General features: G+C 44.9%; 15 protein-coding genes. 3 read left to right on the top strand and 12 right to left on the bottom strand.

The genetic code is table 11. The features are described from left to right. The first annotated feature begins 145 nt into the window (after nucleotides 1-145). From KYK14_RS03950 to KYK14_RS03940, 3 genes are all read left to right on the top strand, one after another. Nucleotides 146-2,608 (top strand): hypothetical protein, encoded by a 2,463-nt coding sequence (locus KYK14_RS03950; protein ID WP_219157015.1) that lies wholly within the window; start codon nucleotides 146-148, stop codon nucleotides 2,606-2,608. Between the two features lie 325 nt (nucleotides 2,609-2,933). Next, nucleotides 2,934-3,896, top strand: a complete 963-nt coding sequence (locus KYK14_RS03945) for a hypothetical protein (RefSeq protein ID WP_219157012.1) — start codon at nucleotides 2,934-2,936, stop codon at nucleotides 3,894-3,896. A 62-nt stretch (nucleotides 3,897-3,958) separates the two neighbouring features. After that, nucleotides 3,959-5,509, top strand: coding sequence for a hypothetical protein (locus KYK14_RS03940; RefSeq protein ID WP_219157010.1), 1,551 nt, complete (start codon nucleotides 3,959-3,961; stop codon nucleotides 5,507-5,509). A 26-nt stretch (nucleotides 5,510-5,535) separates the two neighbouring features. Here the strand turns inward: KYK14_RS03940 and KYK14_RS03935 are convergent, their stop codons facing one another. The 12 genes from KYK14_RS03935 to KYK14_RS03880 all read right to left on the bottom strand — a co-directional run bounded on the left by KYK14_RS03935 (nucleotide 5,536) and on the right by KYK14_RS03880 (nucleotide 22,236). Next, nucleotides 5,536-6,663: a glycosyltransferase gene (locus KYK14_RS03935; RefSeq protein ID WP_219157007.1), complete on the bottom strand. Its 1,128-nt coding sequence runs from the start codon at nucleotides 6,661-6,663 to the stop codon at nucleotides 5,536-5,538. A 283-nt stretch (nucleotides 6,664-6,946) separates the two neighbouring features. Further along, complete coding sequence (locus tag KYK14_RS03930; protein WP_246601664.1) at nucleotides 6,947-8,146, bottom strand: glycosyltransferase family 2 protein; 1,200 nt, start codon at nucleotides 8,144-8,146, stop codon at nucleotides 6,947-6,949. Between the two features lie 53 nt (nucleotides 8,147-8,199). Further along, entirely contained in the window at nucleotides 8,200-9,348 is a 1,149-nt protein-coding gene (locus KYK14_RS03925) for a glycosyltransferase family 4 protein (RefSeq protein ID WP_219157004.1), read from the bottom strand. A gap of 118 nt (nucleotides 9,349-9,466) precedes the next feature. Then, nucleotides 9,467-10,675, bottom strand: a complete 1,209-nt coding sequence (locus KYK14_RS03920; RefSeq protein WP_219157001.1) for a glycosyltransferase — start codon at nucleotides 10,673-10,675, stop codon at nucleotides 9,467-9,469. Continuing rightward, nucleotides 10,676-11,590, bottom strand: coding sequence for a glycosyltransferase family 2 protein (locus KYK14_RS03915; RefSeq protein ID WP_219156998.1), 915 nt, complete (start codon nucleotides 11,588-11,590; stop codon nucleotides 10,676-10,678). Continuing rightward, complete coding sequence (locus tag KYK14_RS03910; RefSeq protein ID WP_219156995.1) at nucleotides 11,583-13,031, bottom strand: O-antigen ligase family protein; 1,449 nt, start codon at nucleotides 13,029-13,031, stop codon at nucleotides 11,583-11,585. The genes KYK14_RS03915 and KYK14_RS03910 overlap by 8 nt, the downstream gene beginning before the upstream one ends. A gap of 21 nt (nucleotides 13,032-13,052) precedes the next feature. Then, nucleotides 13,053-15,179 carry a GumC family protein gene (locus tag KYK14_RS03905; protein ID WP_219156993.1) on the bottom strand — a complete coding sequence of 709 codons (2,127 nt, stop codon included), beginning with the start codon at nucleotides 15,177-15,179 and terminating at the stop codon, nucleotides 13,053-13,055. Then, the gene (locus KYK14_RS03900; protein ID WP_185282569.1) at nucleotides 15,176-15,787 is read right to left on the bottom strand and encodes a TolC family protein; all 612 of its coding nucleotides are present in this window, start codon (nucleotides 15,785-15,787) and stop codon (nucleotides 15,176-15,178) included. Before KYK14_RS03900 ends, KYK14_RS03905 begins: the two co-directional genes overlap by 4 nt. A 131-nt stretch (nucleotides 15,788-15,918) precedes the next feature. Beyond that, entirely contained in the window at nucleotides 15,919-16,806 is an 888-nt protein-coding gene (locus tag KYK14_RS03895; RefSeq protein ID WP_185282568.1) for a sugar transferase, read from the bottom strand. Between the two features lie 104 nt (nucleotides 16,807-16,910). After that, nucleotides 16,911-17,288, bottom strand: a complete 378-nt coding sequence (locus KYK14_RS03890; RefSeq protein WP_185282567.1) for a response regulator transcription factor — start codon at nucleotides 17,286-17,288, stop codon at nucleotides 16,911-16,913. 162 nt (nucleotides 17,289-17,450) lie between these two features. Beyond that, nucleotides 17,451-19,481, bottom strand: a complete 2,031-nt coding sequence (locus KYK14_RS03885) for an ATP-binding protein (RefSeq protein ID WP_185282566.1) — start codon at nucleotides 19,479-19,481, stop codon at nucleotides 17,451-17,453. Nucleotides 19,482-19,812: 331 nt separating this feature from the next. Beyond that, a complete protein-coding gene (locus tag KYK14_RS03880) occupies nucleotides 19,813-22,236 on the bottom strand; it encodes a PA14 domain-containing protein (RefSeq protein ID WP_219156990.1) in 2,424 nt (807 codons plus the stop codon). Nucleotides 22,237-22,519: the final 283 nt, after the last annotated feature.

Genomic DNA, 22,519 nt, shown 5'->3' with positions numbered 1-22,519 from the left:
CTGGCCTAGTTTACTGGGAGGAGGTCACTATCGACCTATGCTTACCTTCGTTTACAATCAAGCTGTTTAGAAAGCCGTCAGGCGGTCATGCTGAACTTGTCGCCTTTCTAAACAGCTTCAATAATATCATCACCACCCAAGCCTTATGCATATAACTATTCCCTTATTTCGTAAAGGCTTTGTAGCTATAACGGTTATTATCCTTTTTTTAGTAAGCTGGTATTATACGGTCCGTAATGCACACGCGCCTTTATTGGACGGCACTGAAGACGCCGGCCCTACTTTTTCTGTTCCCGCTGGAACGCGCCTAACTGGCCATATTCCCTACGATACTAATTGGGCTTATCAACCAGATGCTTCGGATAATAACTTTATAGCTTGGTTCGATGGGGTACCCACGCCCGATGCTCCTGATACTCCAACTTCGTACAACACAAAAAATCAGATTGACCCGGCTGTTACCTATCTCACATTTCCCAAGAAGCTGGATGTGCGACTAACTAAAATCCGGTTTTACGACGGAGCCGGCTCATCTAAAGTACCACTCCGGGTGAGCTTGCTGCTCACCGACGGCTCTGAAGTGACAGACGTTGCTCAATTCTTTGGGCAGGCATACGATCAGTGGATTGACGTATATACCGTACCGACAACGCAGCAACGGGTGAAAGCTGTTATTTTACGCACTTCCTTGAATAGCAACATGGTAGCTGCAGGTGCGTATCCTACAGAAATTGAGTTTACGGGCACTTATACATCCTACGTTACGCCAAAAGCCAATCTGACGCATCGAGTACCATTGCGTAATATGCTTGGCTCTAATACTTTCCCCTGGAATAATAGCGGCGGAAAACCAGAAGGCAGCCCAGAAATTCCGACTATGCTGGCCAAGTACAACTACATGGCTTGGAATCGAGCCTACGACGACTGGCCACTTTTTGAGCAGAAAGAAGGAGACTATCGCTATGCGCCCACTTACACTGGCGGTTGGAATCAGGATCTTGGGTTTGCACGGCTTAAGGCCAAGGGTGTGCAAACAATTCAGTGCCTAAAAGATATTCCTAAGTGGCTGATAGACCGCTTGCCTACGTCGGTTGGGGAAGATGGACACCTCGACGCCGCTCGCTCGGACCGCCGTGTGGAATCGGCTCACCACAAGTATCGAGGCAACTTGGTTGAATATGTTAGTCGGGTGGCTTTCCCTACTTCCGGCAATTCGGCTACACTCAGCTACCTACGTGCCGATGGCGCCCGTACGCCGCTTTTTCCCTACACTGCTGATGAGCCGACCTATTTTATTGATAAGGAAACGCAATTAGTATACCGCTGGACAGGCACCACCTATACGCTGCTCACCCGCAATGTACCCGGCGTGTATTTCTCCGTTTATACGGCCGCAGATGCTGTTCCTGAACACCCCACAGGCCAACTGCGCACCAAATTCAATGAAACCCTTACTGCCGACCGTCAGAAACCCAGTACCTACGTCGAGTTTGCACGACTAGCCTTCCAGAGCGCTGCCCGCTATGGCACTAACAAACAGCTCGACCCGCACCTGCTACACACCCCCGACAAGCAGATGGGACTTAATCTGCTGGCTGGCATAGAGGCTGGCAACGAGTTGAACGCAGGTTGGAATGGCCGCCGTCGCTACACCAGTCCTTTTGAGATGGCAGCGTTACTGTCAGCTTTCTACGACGGACACCATAATACACTAGGACCAGGCGTAGGCGCCAAAAACGCCGACCCAAATATGCCCGTGTTCATGGGCGGTATCGTCAGTGTCAATCCGCGTGTTATCCGAGCAATGATTGATTGGTGTGCTCAGAATCGGGGCTACCGCCCAGACGGGAGCGTTGATATTTGCTGGGATGTTATCAAGTTTCATCAATACACCAACTCACACGGACTGGAGCAGCATCAATCGGGTACTCGGTACGGAATGCCGGCTGATATGGTTCCTCTGGCACCAAGGCGGATAAAGCGTATGAAAGACGTCAGTTACGAGTATTTGGGTCGTTCGTTACCAGTGCATATTGGTGAGTTGGGATATGATATCGGCCCTACAGGCCAACAGGCCGCACTCATCACGGACATATTTGGGCGTGTACAGCATACACGCCGCCAATCGCAAGCCGATTGGGCCGTGCGGGATATGCTATGTTACAACCGCGCCGGCGCAGATGGGCTCCAGTTCTATCTGCTCCAAGACCCTGCTCCTGTAGCCAACCCTGACGCTTCGTCTAATCTATATATGTCTAGCGGCTTTTTCCAGCGTGGCGATCAACAGCCAGCCGATATGCCTCGCTTGGCAGGTTGGTATACGCAACAGTTTATCGAAAAATTCGGCGATTACGCTGTAACCAGCATCCTGAGCGAAGATCCACTAGTGTATAAGCTCACACATGGCAAGCATACGGCTTACGCACTGGTCATTCCTGATATGGTAGGGCGTACTGGCAGCTACACTCTACGGTTACCCGGTGTCAATAACGCCACATTGTGTACGCTGCAACCTACTGGAACTAGGTTACACGAGCAACACCTCCGTGTTGTAGACACCCTTAGGGTGCGCGTAAGCGAAACCCCTTGCTTTATTACAGTACCCTAACAATACAATTTCGTCTTAGCAGCTTGGACAGCTTGCACCAACTTTATTTTAAACGCTTAATAGTAAGTGTTTTGTTAGTATGCACCTATCTACTATTCGCGAAGATTAAGTATGCTCCTTCAAAACTTATAAATTTATCCACGTATAAGCTTATTTCTTTTTATTTCTTTCATTTAAAACACATGTAAACAGTGACTTTTGTGTAACTACATAGTCAAGTAGGTTAATCATTCCACTACTATATTCTTACGAAGGATAATATGCTGTATTGAGGTAATTTAAACATTCAAATCTTTAAAGTCCAACATTCTAGTTATATAGCTGTATGAAAAATCTAGTACTTTTATCATATGGAAATATGATAGAACATAGACGAGCAATAGGAGCTGTTATGAGCTTCTGGGCTTGGTACAGTGGGAATAAAGAAGAAGTCAGAACGATCATCTATACCGATAATCCCGACTACTTCAGATCAATCGCACAAGATTTACCTTTAGAATATGTGCTTCTTACTTTGCCAATTCTAGATGCTATGCTAAACGGAGGAAACTATATCCACCGCCGCAAAATCGCAATCATAGACGAAACGTACAAAAAGTACCCGCTAGAAGAAGTCTTATTTATAGATTCAGACACTTTCTTTATAGCTGATCCTAAAGAATGGTTTAATAGTTTCAAAGAAGGCAAAAGCTTCATGCACGTGGCAGAGTTTTCTTTCGAAAAAGCGGTACAGCATTTTGCTTCTTTCCAACAGGAGATATACCCTATTTCTTTTATTAACCTGATTGAGAGCAAGAAATTCTATATAGATGATATCGAAGAACAATTACATAGAAATCAACTTAGCTGGAACTCAGGAGTATTAGGTTTACCAAGTAACATAGCCAAGTATATGAAAGATATATTTGCGCTAAGCGATGAGTTTTATGAAAAAACATCTTGGCGAATTAGTGAACAGCTTGCTTTTTCCTTAGTATTACAACTGAAGACAGAGGTACACCCGAGTAATCAATATGTATATCATTATTGGAATCCAAGGCAAAAGGTAATAATGGACAGTATTTTAACATTATTATTTAATGAAGGAGTTACTGATCAAAGTCAGAACAGATTCTTTAGGAGGATACGATTATCTACTAAAAAGTGGAAAGAATATATTGAATTGAATAATGCAAAATATGAAATAGCTAACTCATTTAATAGTAAATATTACTTAAGAGGATGTAAATATATTGTTCACACGACACTTAAAGGACTACTATATTATAGATTCAACCTATACATATAGGTAATTTAACTAGATATACTAATCCACTCACAATACAAACAATCAAAAAATAAATGTTATCCGTGTTAAAGAGTAAGTTTAATTTCGAACTAGTTTTTATTTTCCTACTTTGCTTACATACAGCGTTAATACTAAGCATTGACTTATTCCCATTTGCAGACGTACCAAGTCACTTAGCAGAAGGAGTGATTTTTAAACATTATGGCAGTAACACCAATCTATTTAACAAATATTATACGATTCATTACCTATTTTATCCCAACACTTTTCATTTATTATTTTTTTCTCTTCCCATTTTTCCCAATGTAGAGATTGCTAACAAGGTATTACATCTACTTACGGCGGTAGGTTTGCCTATACTAGTATTTTTTATTCTAAAAGAATTGCGGGCAAACAAATGGTTTGCTATTGTTTCTTTTATTCTGATTTATGGCTATAACTTAACCTTCGGCTTTACCGGGAATGCGGTAGCTAACGATATTGTTTTATTGATTCTACTGTTATGGTTAAGAACAATCAATAGAAATACTAATCATGCTATTTATATGGTTATTATTTCTATTTTACTAATCATTGTCTATTTCCTTCATGCAATGGTAGCTCTATTCTCTATGTTGATGATGGCATCCTTTTTATTTTACAAATACAGAAACAGTTCAATAAAATTAATTTTAAATAGTCTATCATCACTCCCTCTAATTAGCCTTATATTATACTGGTGGTTTTTTTTACAAAAGCAGGCTGAGACCAGCACACAGTACAACAAGCAAGAATCTACTTTTGCTTTTCTAAAGTCTTACTATCAATACAGCTTTTTGCAAACGTATACCAAGAGGGTTAGTTTTTTAATAGCCGATAATTTCCAATTATTTGATGGAAAACTTGGAAAAACAGTGGCTTTCACGTTGTCTTGCGTCATCTTTGCACCTTTTATTATCTTTATTTATGATTATTTTAAAAAAAATATAACCATAACACATTTTCGATTTCTTAATGAAAGTGCCATATATCTTATATTATTCTTCGCTGTAAATTGTATCTGTTTTTTCTTATTACCAGCTAAAATACCAGGACAAGAGCCTCTATATGAGCGCTTCTCTACTATGCTTCTTCTTTCAATTATCCTGATGGGAAGTAAATTACCTATACTCTATCGAGTTTCTTTTTCTTATGTAATTATAACTTTGGCTTTTATTCATCTAATCTTATGGGCACAATATTTCTTTCAATTTAATCAGGAAAATAAATATTTTGAGCAAATTCTACCTCAAGACAATACCAAGATCTTATCCTATATGAACTATGACCCTGCTTATAGAGGTAGAATGGTATATGACCATTTTCAAAATTATTTTATTGTAAAGAAACAGGGGATTTCTACTAGCAAAGTAATAGACTATAGGTTCGGGATGGTAAGGCGAAAAAATAGTGGTGGACTACCTCATCAGGGTCATATGTATTATCGTGACAGTCCGAGAGAACTTCTTTTAAAATCGGATTATATCCTTGTTAGAGGAATTATTCCACCTAGAGATCAGCGTTTACTGGATTCGATGAATACGTTCGTTAATGTTAGAAATATATATAATTGGCACCTTCTAAAAAGGAAATAAAGTACTAGGTATAATTATCTCATATTTTATTTTGCTAATACTTCATCAACGTGTTTAACAAACAATTTTACCACGTTTTCCCAACTAAATTTTTGAACAAACTGTATTCTATCTGCCTTTTTCTGTAAAGACTCTTCTTGTAGAGCTTGTTCTATTTTTTGTAAATATTCTTCTTTATTGGTGGCCAAGTATGTGTAATTACTAAATTCCTCCGTCATCGTATTAGTAGTGGTGGCAACGACGGGTTTACCTAATGCTAGATATTCCAGGATCTTTAATGGAAAATTGCTACGGGTAATATCGTTCAGTACCTGCGGATTGATGCAAACATCAAAGTGCTGGATGTACGCATGAACTTCCTGCGTATGTTTTCTTCCTAAGAAAAACACATTAGGCATTTTGTGCAAATCGCTTTGCGCAAAGTCTTCGTCTTCCCAACCTATTAGCACAAAGCTCCACTCTGGACGCTCCTGCGCCAATTCCCGTAATAAGTCCAAGTCTAACCGTAATGTGATGAGGGCTCCTACATAGCCAATGCGCGGCCCAGCGATAGTAGCTAGGTCAGCGGGGACAGCAGTGGCCGAATCGCTAGTGAACTGCTTAGCAGCAAAGCCATTACCTATATAGAAGCTGTTGGCATTATAACGGCGTGCATTGGTTGTAAAGTCTAGTGAATTACAGAAAATCGCGTCAGCTTTTGTCATCAGTCGGGGTTCCAGCACTTGGCCATGCCGCCGCCAATACGGCATTCCTATAGTATAATCCCGGTCCAGATAAATATATTTTAAAGGTTGCAGAAATTCCTTCAAATAGAAGCTGCGAAAAATATCTTTATCATTTACTAAGATAAACTCTTCAAATCCCAACTCCTTTAGAGCTGGCTTGATATCATTAGCCAACCGGCGGTTATTGAGCTTAATTAACCAGGAAAATAGGTTAGTTGAGCGTATCCAATTGAAAGAGTCTAGCCGTCGTAGTGGATAAAGTACCCACAAGTTGGGTGCAAGTTTTTGCAGGGGATCTGCTTGCGTTTTGATTACCTGCAGATGATCTGTTATACCCGAATCGGAAGAGGGAAAGAAATATTCCTTACGATCGAGAGGAGAATTAACATAGAGTACTTTATGATGCTGTCGAGCCAGCTCCTTAGCCAAACTTGTAGAAGTTGATTCCCGATTGGTATTTATACGTTGTAGACTAACAAAGACAAAATTCATTTCAAACAGAAAAAGAGTTAAAAGCTAAAAGTCTTTACTAATTATCTTGCATTCAAATAATTATGCAAAATAACGATATTATACCTTATAATTTAAAGCTCTTCACTCTACCACCTGTGTATCAATATATTCAACTCTCAAAGCAGTTCTAGTTCTAAGTGTAGAACTAGAACTAAGCCTCGCTCATATTTCATAATGGCTGCGAGCATGCATAGATTACTTATTTGCTTACCGTAACCGACTCATGCGTCACACGCTGCGCTTTATCCCATGCAGCAGGCTGGTTGTTACGAATGAATCGCCAGAAGCCTTGAAATACAGCTATATTCATTAGCGTAAAATAGAGAGGTACTAGTAGGGGCCCGGCGGCCTGGTTATGAGTAGCCCGCCACCATCCCAATGCTGCCAACCCATAGAATAGGATCTGTAAGCCAAGCAACACGGTATATAGCCCTCCATGCGACAAGCTCAGCACCACGTTGAGAGGGAGCAATAAGGCAAGCAAAGCTGGTGTAAGACTCCAACGCAACACTCGATGAGAAAAATACAGAAATGATACTACTGGCTGCCGCAATGGGTTGAGCAGAGGTAATAGGCGACTCATTGCCTGCCATCCCCCCGCACAAATACGAACTTTGCGCTTCATTTCGTCACGTAGTGAGAAAGATGGCGGCTCCATTGCATAGGCCTGCGGCTCATACACTACCCGATATCCTGCGTGTACGATACGCATGGACTGTACAAAATCATCTAGGATGGTATCTGCCTCCAAAGGCTGAAAAAGGGAAGTTCGAAACGATACTAATTCACCTGCAGCTCCCATTAGACTGCGAATATCAGAGTCACAGCGCTTTAGAAAAGACTCATACTGCCAATATAGTCCCTCCCCGGCTCCGGATGTGCTCCCGTCAGACAACACCTGCTTTTCGCCTGACACAGCACCTACTGTCGGATCGGCATAGTGGCGCAGCAGGTAACGTACGGCTTGCGGGTTTAAAACCGTATTACAATCAGTAAAGATGACATATGGAGTAGTGACATGCCGCATTGCTCTGTTCTCTGCCATCGATTTGCCAGCCCGCTTTGGTAGGTGCAAATGGATTACATCAGGATATGCAGCTAAAACCTGACCTGAGTTATCGGTTGAACCATCAGTGATAAATAGTAGACGCAGCTTCTCGGCAGGATAATCGAGTGCTTGGCAATTGCGCACTTTTGCGTCCAAAATATCCGCCTCATTGTATGCAGGCACAATTAGCGTTACTTCAGGTTCAAACTTCTCCGCAACTGTATTTTTTGTACGGCGCGCTATTTTGGCCCACAGCCACACAACAATAGCATAGCCGGCGTAAGTGTAAAATACAATAGTTAAAAACAGCCAGAATAAAAGAAGGAGCATAATGGCGAGTAAGGTGGACAACAGAAGAAAGGCAATACTGACTAGAGCATCACCTGTGGCACGGGCAGCAATATTCAGTATACATTCCTAGTAGGTAGAGATAACGGTAGCACGCGCTCGTAGAGTTGCTCCACTTGACGCGTCATGGTGACAGCGTTAAACTCCATTTGAACCGTTTGGCGTGCCTCCCTACCCAATTCACGGCGCAACGTTTCATCTCCAATTAACTTGGTCAACGCTTCCGCCAACTTTTCTGGGGACTGAGCTGGGATCAACAACCCATTGATGGTATCTTGGATTACCTCCCGTGTACCGTCAATAGCCGTCGCAACGACGGCTTTCCCCATTGCCATAGCTTCGAGCAGCCCCAACGACAGCCCTTCCCACAGCGAGGGTAGGCAATAGATATCCAGCGCTCGCAAGAGATCGGGGATATCCTGCCGGGCTGCTAGAAATACAACACGTGACCCCAACTGTAACTCCTGTGCCAACTGCACGGCGGCAGCTTTTAGGTCACCATCGCCTACCAATAGAAAAGTAGCTGGGATATCGGCTGGCAGCAATGCAATAGCGCGTAGCAGCGTGAACGGGTCTTTTTGCACCGTAATACGCGCAATATAGCCAATCAACACTCGGTTGGCTGGTAAACCCAATTCTGCCCGGATGTCGGTGAAACTACGGGCTGGGTCATATTTAGTTAAGTCTACCCCGTTTTTAATCACTACGGCCCTCCTCATATCACTGAAGGCTAAACCGTCTTGATAGTTACTTTCTGATACGCATACTGTCACACTAGCCTGCTTGAGCAATAGCTTTTCCCCAAGCTGTCGAATACGCAATACCAGCGGTTGTTGATCGACGTGAAACGACCAGCCATGCACGGTGTAAATAATAGGTAGCCCTAATCGCTTAGCTGCCCAGAATGTATTGGATCCCGCACGGGTACCATGGGCATGCACAATATCAATTCGCTCTTGCTTAAGCAATTGCTTTACCTGCTGCCATTTCAGAAAATTAAATGGCTTTTCGGTTTCTATGACGTGGGTGGTGATGCCCATTGCTCGCAGCCGATCCACCATTGGTCCCGGCGTGAACGATAGTACGATAGGCTCATATCGGTTTTTATCTAACAGCCGCACTACATCCAGCACATGCGTTTCACCTCCGCCGATAGCTCCCTGTCGGATGCTTTCCAGCACTCTGATTTTTCGTTGTGTAACCATACGGCAATTATGTTAAGCTGGCTACCGGCGTGGTTTGGCTTGTAAGCCGCTACGCAGGCCAATCAGTAGGCTAATGAGTGCCGGCAAAAAGATGATTTCCCAAGGCATAAATGGTCCTTTATTTTAGGGAGGAGGAAGCTGCCGAATCTACCTGCCGGGCCACATGCGGGGTAGGCATAAAAGACGTTTTTGCCTTTCTAATTTGCAGCAAAGCTAGCACCATAGCGCTCAAGGCTACCGGCAAGTGTAGCACTGCTCTTCCCACCTGACGAGTATACAGACGTTTTGGTAGAGCCAGAAGTAGTGCAAGAGCTGTACCTAGCAAAAGCATCAGCCAGAAGTCTGGGCTTGGACCTACCCGCCACAGTAGCGACAGCATTATCAGAAAACCAAGTATACCGAGTAGCAACACCCGTGGCAGGAGCATGGATTGCAGAATCTTATCCACAAAATCTATGTTTCCCTGGCGCAGTTGTCGTAACCCCTCCCCAAAGTACTTCACTAAGAATTCTTGTTGCGTTGCTAACCAGCGTGTACGCTGCGTTGCAAACACCTTAGCGTTAGGAATTTTTTCGTCATATACGTACGCGGACGGTAGATAAGCTATTTTCTTCTTGTCCCGTAAAACACTGAAATCTAACTCTTTGTCCTCACCAGGAGTATCACCAATATCTTGAAGCAATTGTTTTAGGTACTCGTAATCGAATGCCATACCCGAACCAATGAGAGACGACGACATTCCCAGGTTAGCATGCCCCCTCCGGAAAATATGATTGTTGATTTCTTCATTGCAGGCATCCAGCACGGCAAAAGGAGAATCTAGGTTTTTTGCTGTTCGATGTCCTTGGACTACTCGGTAACCGGCTGCGAAAGCGGCATCTACTTGCGTCAGGAATCCCGGAGCCATCACGTTATCTACGTCCAATATTACGGCCACGTCGTATGCCCCAGCAGGCAATTCAGTTAAGGCAGAAAATAGCGCTTTGCCTTTAGTGCTTTTCTCAAAAAACACTTCCACAACGTTAATTTGCTGCGCACGCAAAGTCTGCACAGTCGCCGGTTGCAGGCCATCAGCAATAACACATACATCTGCAACACCAGCATATGCGTGCCTCCTAGCGGCAGGAGCAGTCTCCGCAATAATCGTATCAGCTCGGTAGGCAGGTAATAATACGCACATACGCCGTTTGCTTCCCCCACTCGATGGTACAGCCGGTGAAGAGCGATGACCAGCTAATGCAAAAAACAGGAGATACAATACATTGAGTAGCAGATATGCTCCAACCAATTGCAGAAGTATCGATATTAGTGACGTTACAATGCTCATTTAAGCGGGTAGAAAACGATTTTGATGTACATTCTGGCCTTGCAGATGCCAGCCAATACCGCTCCATACTGCCTTCAGATGATTAAATTCACCTCGTAGCAGATGTACTACACTTTGCTTAGGGGCGGCGGCTAGCAGAAAAAACAAAATTCCACTCCACCGCTGTAATCCAGTGAAATTGCGCCGGATAAAGAGAAGACGGTTTCGGTGCATATAATAAGTTCTTAGCACTGAACCTTGTCCAACAGAGGCTGATTCTTTATGATAAACGGTAGAGCCACCGACATAATAACATTGATAACCAGCGCGTTTTACCATCTCACACCAGTCTAATTCTTCATAATATAAAAAGTATAATTCGGGCATTAAGCCAATTTTGAATACTACTTGTAAAGGCACTAGCATGGCAGCGCCATGTGCTAATTTTGTGGGATAGGTAGTATTATATTGTCCGTTGTCTTTCTGCTGACTGCCGATAGAGAAATTTCGGCCAGTCCAAGGATTTATATTACTGCTGCCTGCATACTGGATTGTATTATTGGAGTTATAGTAGACAAGCTTGGGTGAAACCATGCCTATAGTGGCATCCGCTTCCAGCAGATCGACCATCGGTTCCAGGAAGTTCGGCTCTACTTCAGTGTCGTTGTTGAGGAAAAGGATATACTTTCCTTTAGCGGCGCAGATACCTAAATTATTACCACCTGCAAAGCCTAGATTAGCGGACGAACGGATGAGTTGCACTGTGGGAAACTGCTCAGCAATTGTGGTAGGCGCTTCTGTTGGAGATGCATTATCCACTACAATTACTTCTGTATTTGGATAGGTGATCCTCTCCAATGACGCCAGCATGGCGCAAGTTATCTGCGCTTGGTTGTAGTTAACAGAAATAATAGAAATTAGAGGCTTATTACTCATCACGCATTGTTCTTAATTGTGGAGTATCAAGTGTTGGCCCCATAAAAATGAATACCCAGGATATGTATATTATCATAGCGGAAGGCATTTGATTAATAATCTCATTACTGTATGTACAAATCAGAATACCTCCGTAGCCCGCGGTTAAGGCAAGCAGCTTTTGTCGTAAGTCAGGATCTTTCAGTCGCCAGACAATCCCCATACACTTACCTAAGATAAAGAGCGTTATCCCAAACCATAGCAGAAAGCCGACGATACCATACTCCGCCCATATTTTGACAAAATAACTATCCGGAGGAATTCGGGACAGAAACTTATTTGGATTATACTTTATCCCCCACGCTCCAATAACCCCTACTCCCCCCCCTAAAGGCCGAGTAGCGAGATAATCGCGCAGAATGGCTTGGTTGTTTAACCTCACCAGCAAAGAAGGATCTTCAGGATTAAGAGCAGAGCGAAGGCGGAAAATGTCGGGGTTAGAGTTCCCAATGGTGGTATACTTCATCACCCAAAAAACCCCGCCAGCTATCAAGCAGCCTAACAGCAGAATCTTAATTTGCCTGCTTAGTGCTAAGTAGATGAATACGCCTATAATGAGTACGAAGAAAGCCCCTCGGGTACCCGATATTAGCATACCATAAAGGAGTATTGCACTACTAATTATTAGCAACAGCCGTTTCTTCCAGGAGTAAGGGCCTAGTGCCATAATGAGGCAGATTAGGGCAATATGCGCTTGGGAAGCACCAAATTGTGCAGCATCACTGTAATACGAAAATACACGTAGCCGTCCCCACAGTACATGCGTCCGTGCTGCCCCTTGATCCAGCCAGTATTGCTCCATCGCATCTACTCCAAATAGCTTTTGCTTGATACCATAGAGAGTTCCTAGTACCGAAAACCCAACTAACAGATAAAGAAAAGTGGATAAGTCCCGCTTCAGTGCGAACAATAAATACCCCAGAGGTACTGTTAGCACCCACAGGAGCGTGGTGCTACGCATTTCATAAAACCACCCCGTAATGCTGGCGCCCGCAGGGTTACCTAGTTCCAGCACATTGATGACAAACCAGATTAGCGAGAGTAAGCACAAGTCATTACGAATACGCTTACTCTGGAATATATCAGTGCGGTGAAATAGGACAGCTAGCCAAGTAATGATCAGAATACTTTCCATCCCCAGCCCCACCGGAATGGTAATGATGTGCCGGCTTAGGTAATTGTTTAGAAAGCAGTAGATAATAAAGCTAATGAAGCCGATCCGTGGGTAATAAAATACCAACACCAGGAAAAACACTAGGAAAGGCACTGCTATCAGCAGCCCCGGTACTAATACTCCCATCTTGCTCGTCAGCCAGCCCAGGCATAACGCTCCTGCAAGCAGTGCGGGCAGGAGCCAGCGCGAATGCAGCAATGTAGCAGCAGGTGGAGGAGTGAACTTCATAAGTAAGCAGGCAGCTCAGCGTTAGCTTAGGCTTTCTTCAGTCTGGTATAACTCTACGCCGGACAGTACCACTTCTACCGGGGCATTAGTAGCAGACCGTAGGCGTTCTACTATTTGGTGATCGGTAGGGCGCCACGTACGCGTGGCTGGTACGGTTAGAAAGATCAGATTTAACTGCCGCAACACGCCTACTGGCAAAGCGTCACCTAGCAAGGCAGGAAACTCAATCAGTACCACTTGCACGTTCGGCTGGCTGATTTCGGTCATGCGTTTGGGCACAGCATTCTGAATCAACTTGTCCAGTTGCCAGCCTTGCACGGCTGCCATCGCGGAGGGGTAAAATAGCGACGGGGCTTCCAGCGTCTCATCTATATCCTCACGGTCAGGGTACAAAGCAAGCGTCTGCACGCCCATTTCATGGCATCGCTGAGCCAAAGCCTGGCACAGTGTAGTTTTGCCCTCCTGCCGCTGTACACTAAATACACCCACCACAAATGGAACCGGAGCGGGCGGCGTATTAGCTTTAAGCAAAATCTGATGCACTAGTTGATCGAGACTACGCTGCTGATAAGCTATAAACCGCTGGGTTGCAAGGGCATGCGTATCTAACATCACCCCTGCTACCGGTAAGCCAATCCGACGGGACGCTATCAATGGATTTCTTAAGGATTTATCCATCAGCCCCAGCCCTAGTACTAGGCCAACTACAAATACGAAGCCACCTAATGTGCTCAGTAGCAATAACAACACCAATAGATTCGTTTTGGGCGTCACTGGCAAATTTGGTGGGTCAATTACTTTGAGGCTGCCAGCAAACTGCGTATTTTTCTGTGATGCTTTACTAGCATTCAGGCTGGCCAGTACAGCAAGATAATTCTGCTCAGCTAAGCTAATTTTACGTTGGATTCCCTTGAGTGTAGCCCCAAGCGGCGCCATGCGTCGGTACTCTTTCTCAAACTCATTTTGTCGCTGAGTCAGCACATTCAGCTTAGCTCGATTGGTTTCCACCAATATCATCGTCTGCAACCACTCTGCGAGCAAGTTAGCATTCGGAATACCCTCGGCCGTATTCGCCTGATCGTTATACTGATTGACGTTGCTTAGAATAGCCTGCGACGTTTTATCTATCTCGGCCTGCAGTTCTTTAGCTTTAGCATTATTAGCTTCTTTTTGTGTATTAAACAATTGTTGATCAGCCAATGCCGCGTTCAACTTGCTCAGCTTCTGGCGCTGTTCTAGTACGCGGCTGCTGCTGAGCAGCGCAGCCTGTTTATTACCCAGCTTCTGGTTTATGGCCTGTAGCACTGCTTGTGCTCCTTCGTACTCCTGCCTCACAGTAGTGAGTGTGGCATTCAAAGCGTCTTTATCAATGGCAATATTTCTCGACTGTTCATCATAGTTAATGATGTTGTTATCTTGGTTGAAAGCTAAGTTTTCCCGCTCTGCCGCCGTTAGCCGGTTTTTTGCGCTGTCTAATTCTGCCTCATAATAAGCTACCACCGAACTAGTTTGCCCCTCCCGCAGTCCCCGCGACTGCTGCAAAAACACCTGTGTTACGAGGTTCAAGGTTTGGCGACAGATAGCCGGATTGATATTTTCGTATTCTAGCCGAAGTAGGTCGCTCGTTCCAATCCGCGACACTGTCAGCGTCGCAAGAGCTTTGAGAGAATACGTTGGGTCATTGGAATTTAACAGCCAATACAGCGCATTGGTATTGTTGGCTTGGGCATAGCGACGTACGTTTTGTAATGTAGCAGATGGTGTAGCCCCCAATAGCTCTTTTCGCATGTCTTCCGACACATTTTCCCGTAAACTATTATATTCTGGCGCAGCCTGTAGAGCAGGCTGTTGGCTAGTCTGCCACAAATGGTCAGCTAGCAGCCGATAAGCGACTTCCTCCCCTGTAGAACGGGCTTTGATCAGGTTGATCAGGTTATCGAAGGCGTTGCTAGTTGTGTTGAAATTAGCTTCCGCATTGCCTGTTAGAGAGTAGCCGGAGGCAATACCAGTGTAGAGGGTCGTATCGGAGCTATAAGTTTTGGGTAAGTGGCGCGCAAAGAAATATGTGGAGATTCCAAAAACAAGGGGAACCAGTATTAGCAGCAGCCATTTGCGCTTTAGTAATTGGAGGGCATCAGAAAAACTCATCGGGCTGTTGTCATCAGAGTTGAAATTTTAGTTCCTACTACTTCCTCTAGTAGCATAAAGGATGTATTATACTGGTTGAGGGCAGTTTCCTGCGCAATGGCAGCTCCCGTCAAACCAGCGCTAGCCACCGAAAGCTCGGCTAATGGCAGTTGTCCTTGCCGGAACTGGCGTTCTGATAGTTGATAATTAGTTTTCACAGTCACATAAGCTTCCTGTTGCAATGTGAGCAGCTTTTTGGCCAGTAGTACATTTTGGTAGAGCTGAATTATTTGTTGGCGAATCGCATCGATTTGCCCTTGTCGCGTTAACTCTGCCTGCTGGTAAGCCATTTGCTCCCGCTTAATCAGGTTGCCGCGGCTGATAATTCGTGTTAGCGGGAATCCTACAGTAGCGCCAGCGAAATAGCGTGTGGAAGTAATGGTGCGCACCTGAGTAGGATTAGCGGGGTCATAGACTCCACCATTGAGAACGTTTCCGTAGCCGTAATTGCCTCCCAGTGTCACGCTTCCCAAAATTTCTTCCTTGGCAATCTGAATATCTTGCTCCTTAATAGTTTTGTCTAGCTCTACTACCTTCACCTGCTTTGAATGCTGGCCGGCTGCTTCCATCAGCCGGGGTAGGGCAATAGCTGGCGACTCAAAAAAAATAGTTTGCCAATCCTCGGTCGGAGGCGCGGTAGTCTGGCCAAGTGCCGACGACAAAGGAAGCACTAGTACCAGAAAGCCGAATATTTTTTTCATTATACGCTTTCTTGTTGAAATAGAGCTGGTATCGTTTTCAAGACAATCTGGATATCCTTTTTAAGAGAGTAGTGCTTCGCGTATTCTACATCCAGCAACTTGCGTTCTTCTGCCGACATTGTCTTGCTGCCACGCTTGCTCACCTGCCACAAGCCTGTGATGCCGGCGGGTGCGATGAATCGAGCCGCAAATTGGTCGGTGGTCAGCCTTTCGGCTTCATACAGCGGCAATGGCCGGTTACCAACCACAGACATATCTCCACACAAAACATTAAAAAACTGGGGCAGCTCGTCGATGCTAGTGTTGCGAATGATTTTACCGATGCGCGTAATGCGTGGATCGTTCGCTATTTTGATGAATGTAGCATCCACCTTATTTTTTTGGACTGACCGGTGTTGGCGTTCACAAATTTGGCGCCCTTGATGATCAATTAATTGTTGTTGGCAAGCTGTACCAGCCAACTGACATGCGGCACATACATCAGAAAACACAGTTTCTTGTTGCTCCGGCGCTGCTTGGTACTGATTTAGGTTCTGCATGGAAGTTAATAGCTGATCAGCATCTTGCCGCATCGAGCGAAACTTCCAAAATTTGAAGATCCGGTATCCTGTGCCTACTCGATAGGAGTAGTAAAAGACTGGGCCTCTTGATTCCAGCTTGATTAGTAACGCTATTAAAAGAAACAGCGGTGCTAGGCATACAAGAACAATGAAGGCGAATATTGCGTCGAAAATCCGTTTGGATACAGGAAACCGTATAGAATATAGTGGTTGACCTGACTTATCGGCAGCAATAGTTGGAGGGTAGCCTGGCAGTTGAGAAAAATCAGGGCGTGGCTCACGCTCCGTAGCTTCTCGAAACCGTAAGTCTGTGATGCTGGCATTCATAGAGCGCTATTTTAAAATTTAGTTTCATGCAGTGGCGCATTAGGAAGTCAGGCGGGATTAGAAAAGGCAGACAGTAGGGCGGAAAGTTGAGATGTTAGTGGTGGCTATAATTTGATCCTTGCCAATAGCTTTTGGATTCTCAAATCAAGTTCCTCAGGATTGAAGGGCTTAACTACGTAATCGTCAGCTCCTTGTTTTAGACACTTGATTTTATGACTAGTTTCATCCTTACCTGATAGTATAATAAGAGGTGTATGCTTATGTGCGGGAATAGAGCGAACTTGTTTTATAAAGTCTAACCCGTCCATGATTGGCATTGCATAGTCAGCGACAATAGCATCTGGACGATGATCCTGCTTTAGCCATGTAATGGCTTCCAATCCATTTGGATACACCACCACGTTAAAAGAGGGGCCGAAGTAATACTTCAAAATGAGACAGATAGAGGGCTCATCATCAACGATAAGCAGATTTTTTTTCATGGTTGATGCAAAAGGGCCTGGATAGCATTGCACTTTAGAGGCTGCAATATATAATTAATATTATTAAGATTTAAATGTGATATAAATATAATACTAATTATCAAGAATTCACCCAATAGTAATATCATTTTGATGATACAAATAGTAACATACCCATATTCGTTAAGACAATCTTCCTAATTCCTCTTGAAAGAGAACAGAAAGCAACTCAGTAGTTTCTGCTACTGCTTTGACAAGCGGCATGAGTTCCGCTTTAGACGTTTCCTTATCAGCGAGGGTTTCCAATTTTCTTAAGTATTCAGTTTCCGGCTCAATCTGTAGGTTGCCAAAAATAGTTTTCAACATATGTGCTTCATGGCCTATCATCGGCCTGTTATTTTGCTCTACTGCCTCTTGCAAAGCATACACTTGTCCTGGCACCTTGCTGATGAACAGTTCCAACAGCTTGCGAACAAATACTGGGTCGATTGCGAGCTTCCCTAGCATATTTAGATTATAGTGCCGTCTGGAAGTCATTGTATGTAAATCAGTTGGCGCTACCTCTGCAACCATAAGTGGCCCACGCTGATTTACCCGCACTAGCAACTCATACAGGGCCGCTTCAGAGAAAGGCTTGAGTAGATAATCATTAAATCCTTGGGCTTGGTAGGAGTTGGCGTTGATCTGAAGGACGTCAGCAGTGAGGGCGATGATGAGAGTATGCTGGTTGGGATTACTGTTCGCTCTCAGAAGGGCAGTGGCCGCTAGACCATCCTGTTGAGGCATTTGAATATCCATCAAAATTATATCATACTCACGCAACTGGGCCTTAGCTACCGCTTCCTCACCGTTCTGTGCCATATCCACTTGCACCTGCCACTCACCCAGCATTGACACCGCAATTAGCTGATTAATGGGATTGTCCTCGACCAATAAGATAGTAAGGCCCTGTAACATATCTATTGATTGAGCCGCGACTGGCTCACTTGCTTTTAGCTTCTCCCCTACTACATAAGGAATCGTGAAGTAAAAGCAGCTTCCTTGCCCAAGCTCACTACGCACACCTATTTTACCGCCTTGTAACTCAATCAGGTTTCTGCAAATACTAAGCCCTAGCCCTGCGCCACCATATAGGCGCGGAATGCTGCTGTCAGCCTGTTGAAAACTATCAAAAATATAGTCTAGGCTACTGGATTTGATGCCGATGCCTGTATCTGTGACACTAAACGTGACAGGTAGTACCTCACCAATTTGCTCGCCAGCCTCCAGGGTAATTGTAATAGTGCCTTGGTGAGTGAATTTAATAGCGTTGTTGATCAAGTTTACCAGAACCTGATGCAAGCGGTGGGGGTCGCCTTGCAATGGGGGTAGGAGTGAGATGGGCTCATCAACTCGCAGTTGCAGGCCTTTCTCGGCAATATTTGCGGCAAACGAACGTGCTGTATTCTGTACTGTTTTAAGTACATCGAATGAAATAGTTTCTAGATGGACCTTTCCCAGTTCCATTCTGGCAAAGTCCAATACATCATCAATAACGACGAGTAAATTTTTGGTGCTGAACTCAATTAATTCCACGTAGTCAGCTTGTTCAGCTGATAGAGAAGATTTATTGAGCAATTCGACTAACCCCATTACTCCATGGAGGGGCGTACGAATTTCATGGCTCAGCTTAGCAATAAACTCTTGCTTAGTCTGCACCAGAGCTTCGATTGCCTGTTGCGCGCGTTTTAGCTCCGTAATATCCGCGGAGCACGTGAGTAGGCAGCGGGCACCATTATTACGTACCAATAAGCTCTTGGTAGTGTGGTGCCAAATAGTTGTTCCATTCTGGAGAAGGTAGTTCTCTTCTGAGGTCAATACGCTCCCACTCACCGGCCAATTGGCAGAGAAATTAACGATAGAAGCGAATGGAACCTGTTGAGCATCGGCGGAACTTGGGCCCAAACTCAGGAACTGTTTATAACGCTGGTTAGCCAGTAGACACTGTCCTCTTTCGTCCTCTACATAGATAATGTATGGACTGCTGTCAATAATTTGACGAACCAATTCCTCTTCATATGGAATGTCCTGTTCTACAGTCTCAAAAGGTAAACTCGTCGGCACTAAGGCATGAGCCACTACCTTACTTTCTAGCTGTGCCTGCAACCGCAGAACCTCTGCTTCGGCAATTCCCCGCCGCCGTCGCTCAAGCGCTAATTCTTCTTCTAAGCTCATGAGAGAGGGTAAATCAAAAATTCATCACGTATAGAAAACAGCAATTTCTCTCAGGAGGCCGACTATACTAGCTTTATTAAACATGCTTCGCGACTACGAGAAGCATGGATCAAATATAATCCACCGCCTTTTAGATCTAGTAAGTGACTTAGCTTATATAAACGAAATGGCGGGGTAAGCACATAGCGACTGAAGATCGATAGGTTTCGTAATAGCCCATCGATCTTCGGTCGCTACGTGCTTACCCCGCCATTTCGTTTTCTAGATAGCGTGGTGGCCGCATAATTATTTAGGAAGCCATATCTCGAAAGTTTTAGCCATTTATTGTGCCTTATTCACCGGCGTAGCTTACCTTCTGACTTACTACCTCCGTTCCAGTCACCAAACGCACTATATATAGCCCGTTACTCAAGCCCACAGATTCCATCGAAACGCTATTCTGAACGCCAGCTTCCACCTGCCCATCAAATAGCGAACGGATTTGTTGACCAGTCAGGTTGTAAAGTGCTAATGTAACTTGACTTCGTTGCTGGACACTGAATTGCACAGTAGCTTGCTTACTGAAAGGATTAGGATAAATGTTCAGATTAGTAGCAGGTGCGCTATTATCAATAGTATCATTTAGCGTGGCTGATGCTACGGTTGCCGTTGCCGTTAGCTGACTGCTGGTAACTGGTACAAAGGGAATCAGCACTGAGCCCGAAATAGGCTGCTGACGGGAGCCATCGGGCCGCTGCCAAGCTACAGCAACAAAGCCTGTTCCCCACGACTGCTTATGCAATACTTCTACGTAGTAGCGCCGCCCGGTTTGCAGCTGTATCGGTGCCGACTTCTGCTCCGAAGAGCGGTACCAGTCGTATGCTGAGGCGCGCCAGCCCGTGCTGCTGGCAATCCGCACTTTGTGTGCGGGGTCATCGTCGGAGCTGAGGAAAAGGTCAGCAGCATCATCACCAGTCACCCAGAATGTGTAGGCCCCATTTTGCGGCGGACAAATATAGCCGCGCAGGCGGGCGCCGTGATTATTGCCATACTGATTGGAGGCCGCAAACGATGTAAGCTGGCTGCTGCTATTAGGAAGCTTAGTAACAGGGATATCTGCCGTAGTAGCTCCCTTTACATTGTTCCACTGCTCGCGAAGAAGCGTACCGGTGTTATCACAGCCACTTGAGGCTACTGGAGGAGCTGGTGCTACAACCTGCGACGCGGCGTCTTCTACGAAGAATGCGGGAGTACCACTTAACGTAATTTCCTGCGCTTGCTGGATAGAGCTAGCGTTTGTGGAGGAGAAGTTCCATTCATAACGTTTCACTGTCTTTAGTCCCAAGGCCGCCGGAAAAGAGTAGGTAACCTTAGCATACTCTGATTTATCAGTCAGCGCCTTGGCCCACAGCACGTACACGTAGCTATTATCTTTACGAAAAGCTGCTCCATTGGCATTGGCGGGTAGCGTTAAGGCAGCTGTACGTGCGGCATCGTAGGAGAAACCATACAGTAATTTGGACGTAGTAGCAAACCCCTGCCCTAATTGCGTAGTCCTCTGCTGACCTGGGGCATCTCGCTTCAGGTTTTCGTAAAAGCCCATCAAGTCTAGCGCGTCACCACGCGATACGGATATGCTGGCCGCTGGAGTGTTTATAGACTCGCCCAAATGATAGAAGTATAACTGTCTAATTCTATTTTTCTGGGCTTGCACCAACATCTTTATTCCAAAGTTGCGCTGCATCTCGTCCGTGCTTATCCGGTCGTCAGAGGTGCGGCGACTTACATTGGTTTCCGTCATAATTATATGCTTGGCTGGATACTTAGTGCCATTATAACCATATCGATTCAGCACATCAACCATCGCCTGCTCTTCCTGAATTACTCGTTCAGCAGCGTAGTCTGAAGTCCGGAAGTAACGAAACCCGCCAATACTGTTATCCCACTTGTGCAACGAATAAGCCGGGTAGGTGTGGAAGCTCACAGCATCTAAATACGCCCCGCCGGTATTGGGATACTGCGCCGTTATGGACCCACCATTAGGGTTGTCGGAGTAACGTAATAACGCGTCCAGAAATTGCGGGTAGCCAATGCCACCAGTAGTCACGTAGGCATCGGGACGGTACTTCTTTACCACCTCATAGCTAATGCGCAGCATTCGGATATAGTAATAGAAAGGAGCCCGCAAGTTGGGCAATTCCGCCGGCGACGGCGCACGGCTCAACCATACATCCTTGTTACCTATGAAGGTGTAGTCAGGCTCGTTTACTATTTCCCAGAAACGCACCTTATCACCGTATGTTTGCAACAGCTGGTACATATAATAAGCATAATAGTTATTGGGATTCACGCTGCCATTGCTAGTCCAAATAGGCTCATACAGATTTGCAAACACCTTTGATGGGCCACTACTACCCAAGTAAGTAGTCTTATCAAGGTGGGCTGCCGATGGCTCTCCTATGAAGCAGGTAATCTCCTTCATCCCAAGTTCGTCTGTGTAAACCTTGAAGGTATTGGCTCGAATGCCAAAGCCGTATTTCTCTACGAAATAGTCGGGTAAAGTTGGGCGTACGGAACGCACCCCTAACGTTTGGGCCGCAGTTGCCAAACCTTCGTCGTCCCAACCATTGCCATAGTAGCCAAGGTTGATACCATACTGGAAAGCCTCTCCATAAGGCCGGACGTAAGAATTCGCATTCCGCGTGGGTGCTTGACTGTAGCTATATGGAGCAGCGATGCCAACAATCAACAACAAGAGTGAAATGAAACGTCTCAAAAAAATGGTATTTTTTTGTGAATGAAAAAACTATTAAAAAATTACAATTTGAACTATATTCAAAAGAATATAGATTTACTTAGATAATACTAGACTAAAAGATGCAATAAAGAGCAAATACCCACAAATTTCGCAACTATACATCTTGAGTCCTATGAGCAAATATAGAAGTATGTTTGCACATTTCTCATACTAGCTAAATTCAATTTTGACGACTTATAGAAATTTATCTCTGCTCGCGTAAGGATTGCCCCCCTTTACAGCCTGTATTTAGACATCAACT

Source organism: Hymenobacter profundi, from assembly GCF_019334315.1.
Lineage (GTDB): Bacteria > Bacteroidota > Bacteroidia > Cytophagales > Hymenobacteraceae > Hymenobacter > Hymenobacter profundi.
This window is presented reverse-complemented; position numbering and strand designations above follow the sequence as displayed.

Bases quoted from the DNA above. Each gene is read 5' to 3' on its own strand.
- KYK14_RS03950 (WP_219157015.1), top strand. From the start codon at position 146: ATGCATATAACTATTCCCTTATTTCGTAAAGGCTTTGTAGCTATAACG.
- KYK14_RS03945 (WP_219157012.1), top strand. From the start codon at position 2,934: ATGAAAAATCTAGTACTTTTATCATATGGAAATATGATAGAACATAGA.
- KYK14_RS03925 (WP_219157004.1), bottom strand. From the start codon at position 9,348: ATGGTTACACAACGAAAAATCAGAGTGCTGGAAAGCATCCGACAGGGA.
- KYK14_RS03920 (WP_219157001.1), bottom strand. From the start codon at position 10,675: ATGAGCATTGTAACGTCACTAATATCGATACTTCTGCAATTGGTTGGA.
- KYK14_RS03915 (WP_219156998.1), bottom strand. From the start codon at position 11,590: ATGAGTAATAAGCCTCTAATTTCTATTATTTCTGTTAACTACAACCAA.
- KYK14_RS03910 (WP_219156995.1), bottom strand. From the start codon at position 13,031: ATGAAGTTCACTCCTCCACCTGCTGCTACATTGCTGCATTCGCGCTGG.
- KYK14_RS03905 (WP_219156993.1), bottom strand. From the start codon at position 15,179: ATGAGTTTTTCTGATGCCCTCCAATTACTAAAGCGCAAATGGCTGCTG.
- KYK14_RS03900 (WP_185282569.1), bottom strand. From the start codon at position 15,787: ATGGAAGCAGCCGGCCAGCATTCAAAGCAGGTGAAGGTAGTAGAGCTA.
- KYK14_RS03895 (WP_185282568.1), bottom strand. From the start codon at position 16,806: ATGAATGCCAGCATCACAGACTTACGGTTTCGAGAAGCTACGGAGCGT.
- KYK14_RS03890 (WP_185282567.1), bottom strand. From the start codon at position 17,288: ATGAAAAAAAATCTGCTTATCGTTGATGATGAGCCCTCTATCTGTCTC.
- KYK14_RS03885 (WP_185282566.1), bottom strand. From the start codon at position 19,481: ATGAGCTTAGAAGAAGAATTAGCGCTTGAGCGACGGCGGCGGGGAATT.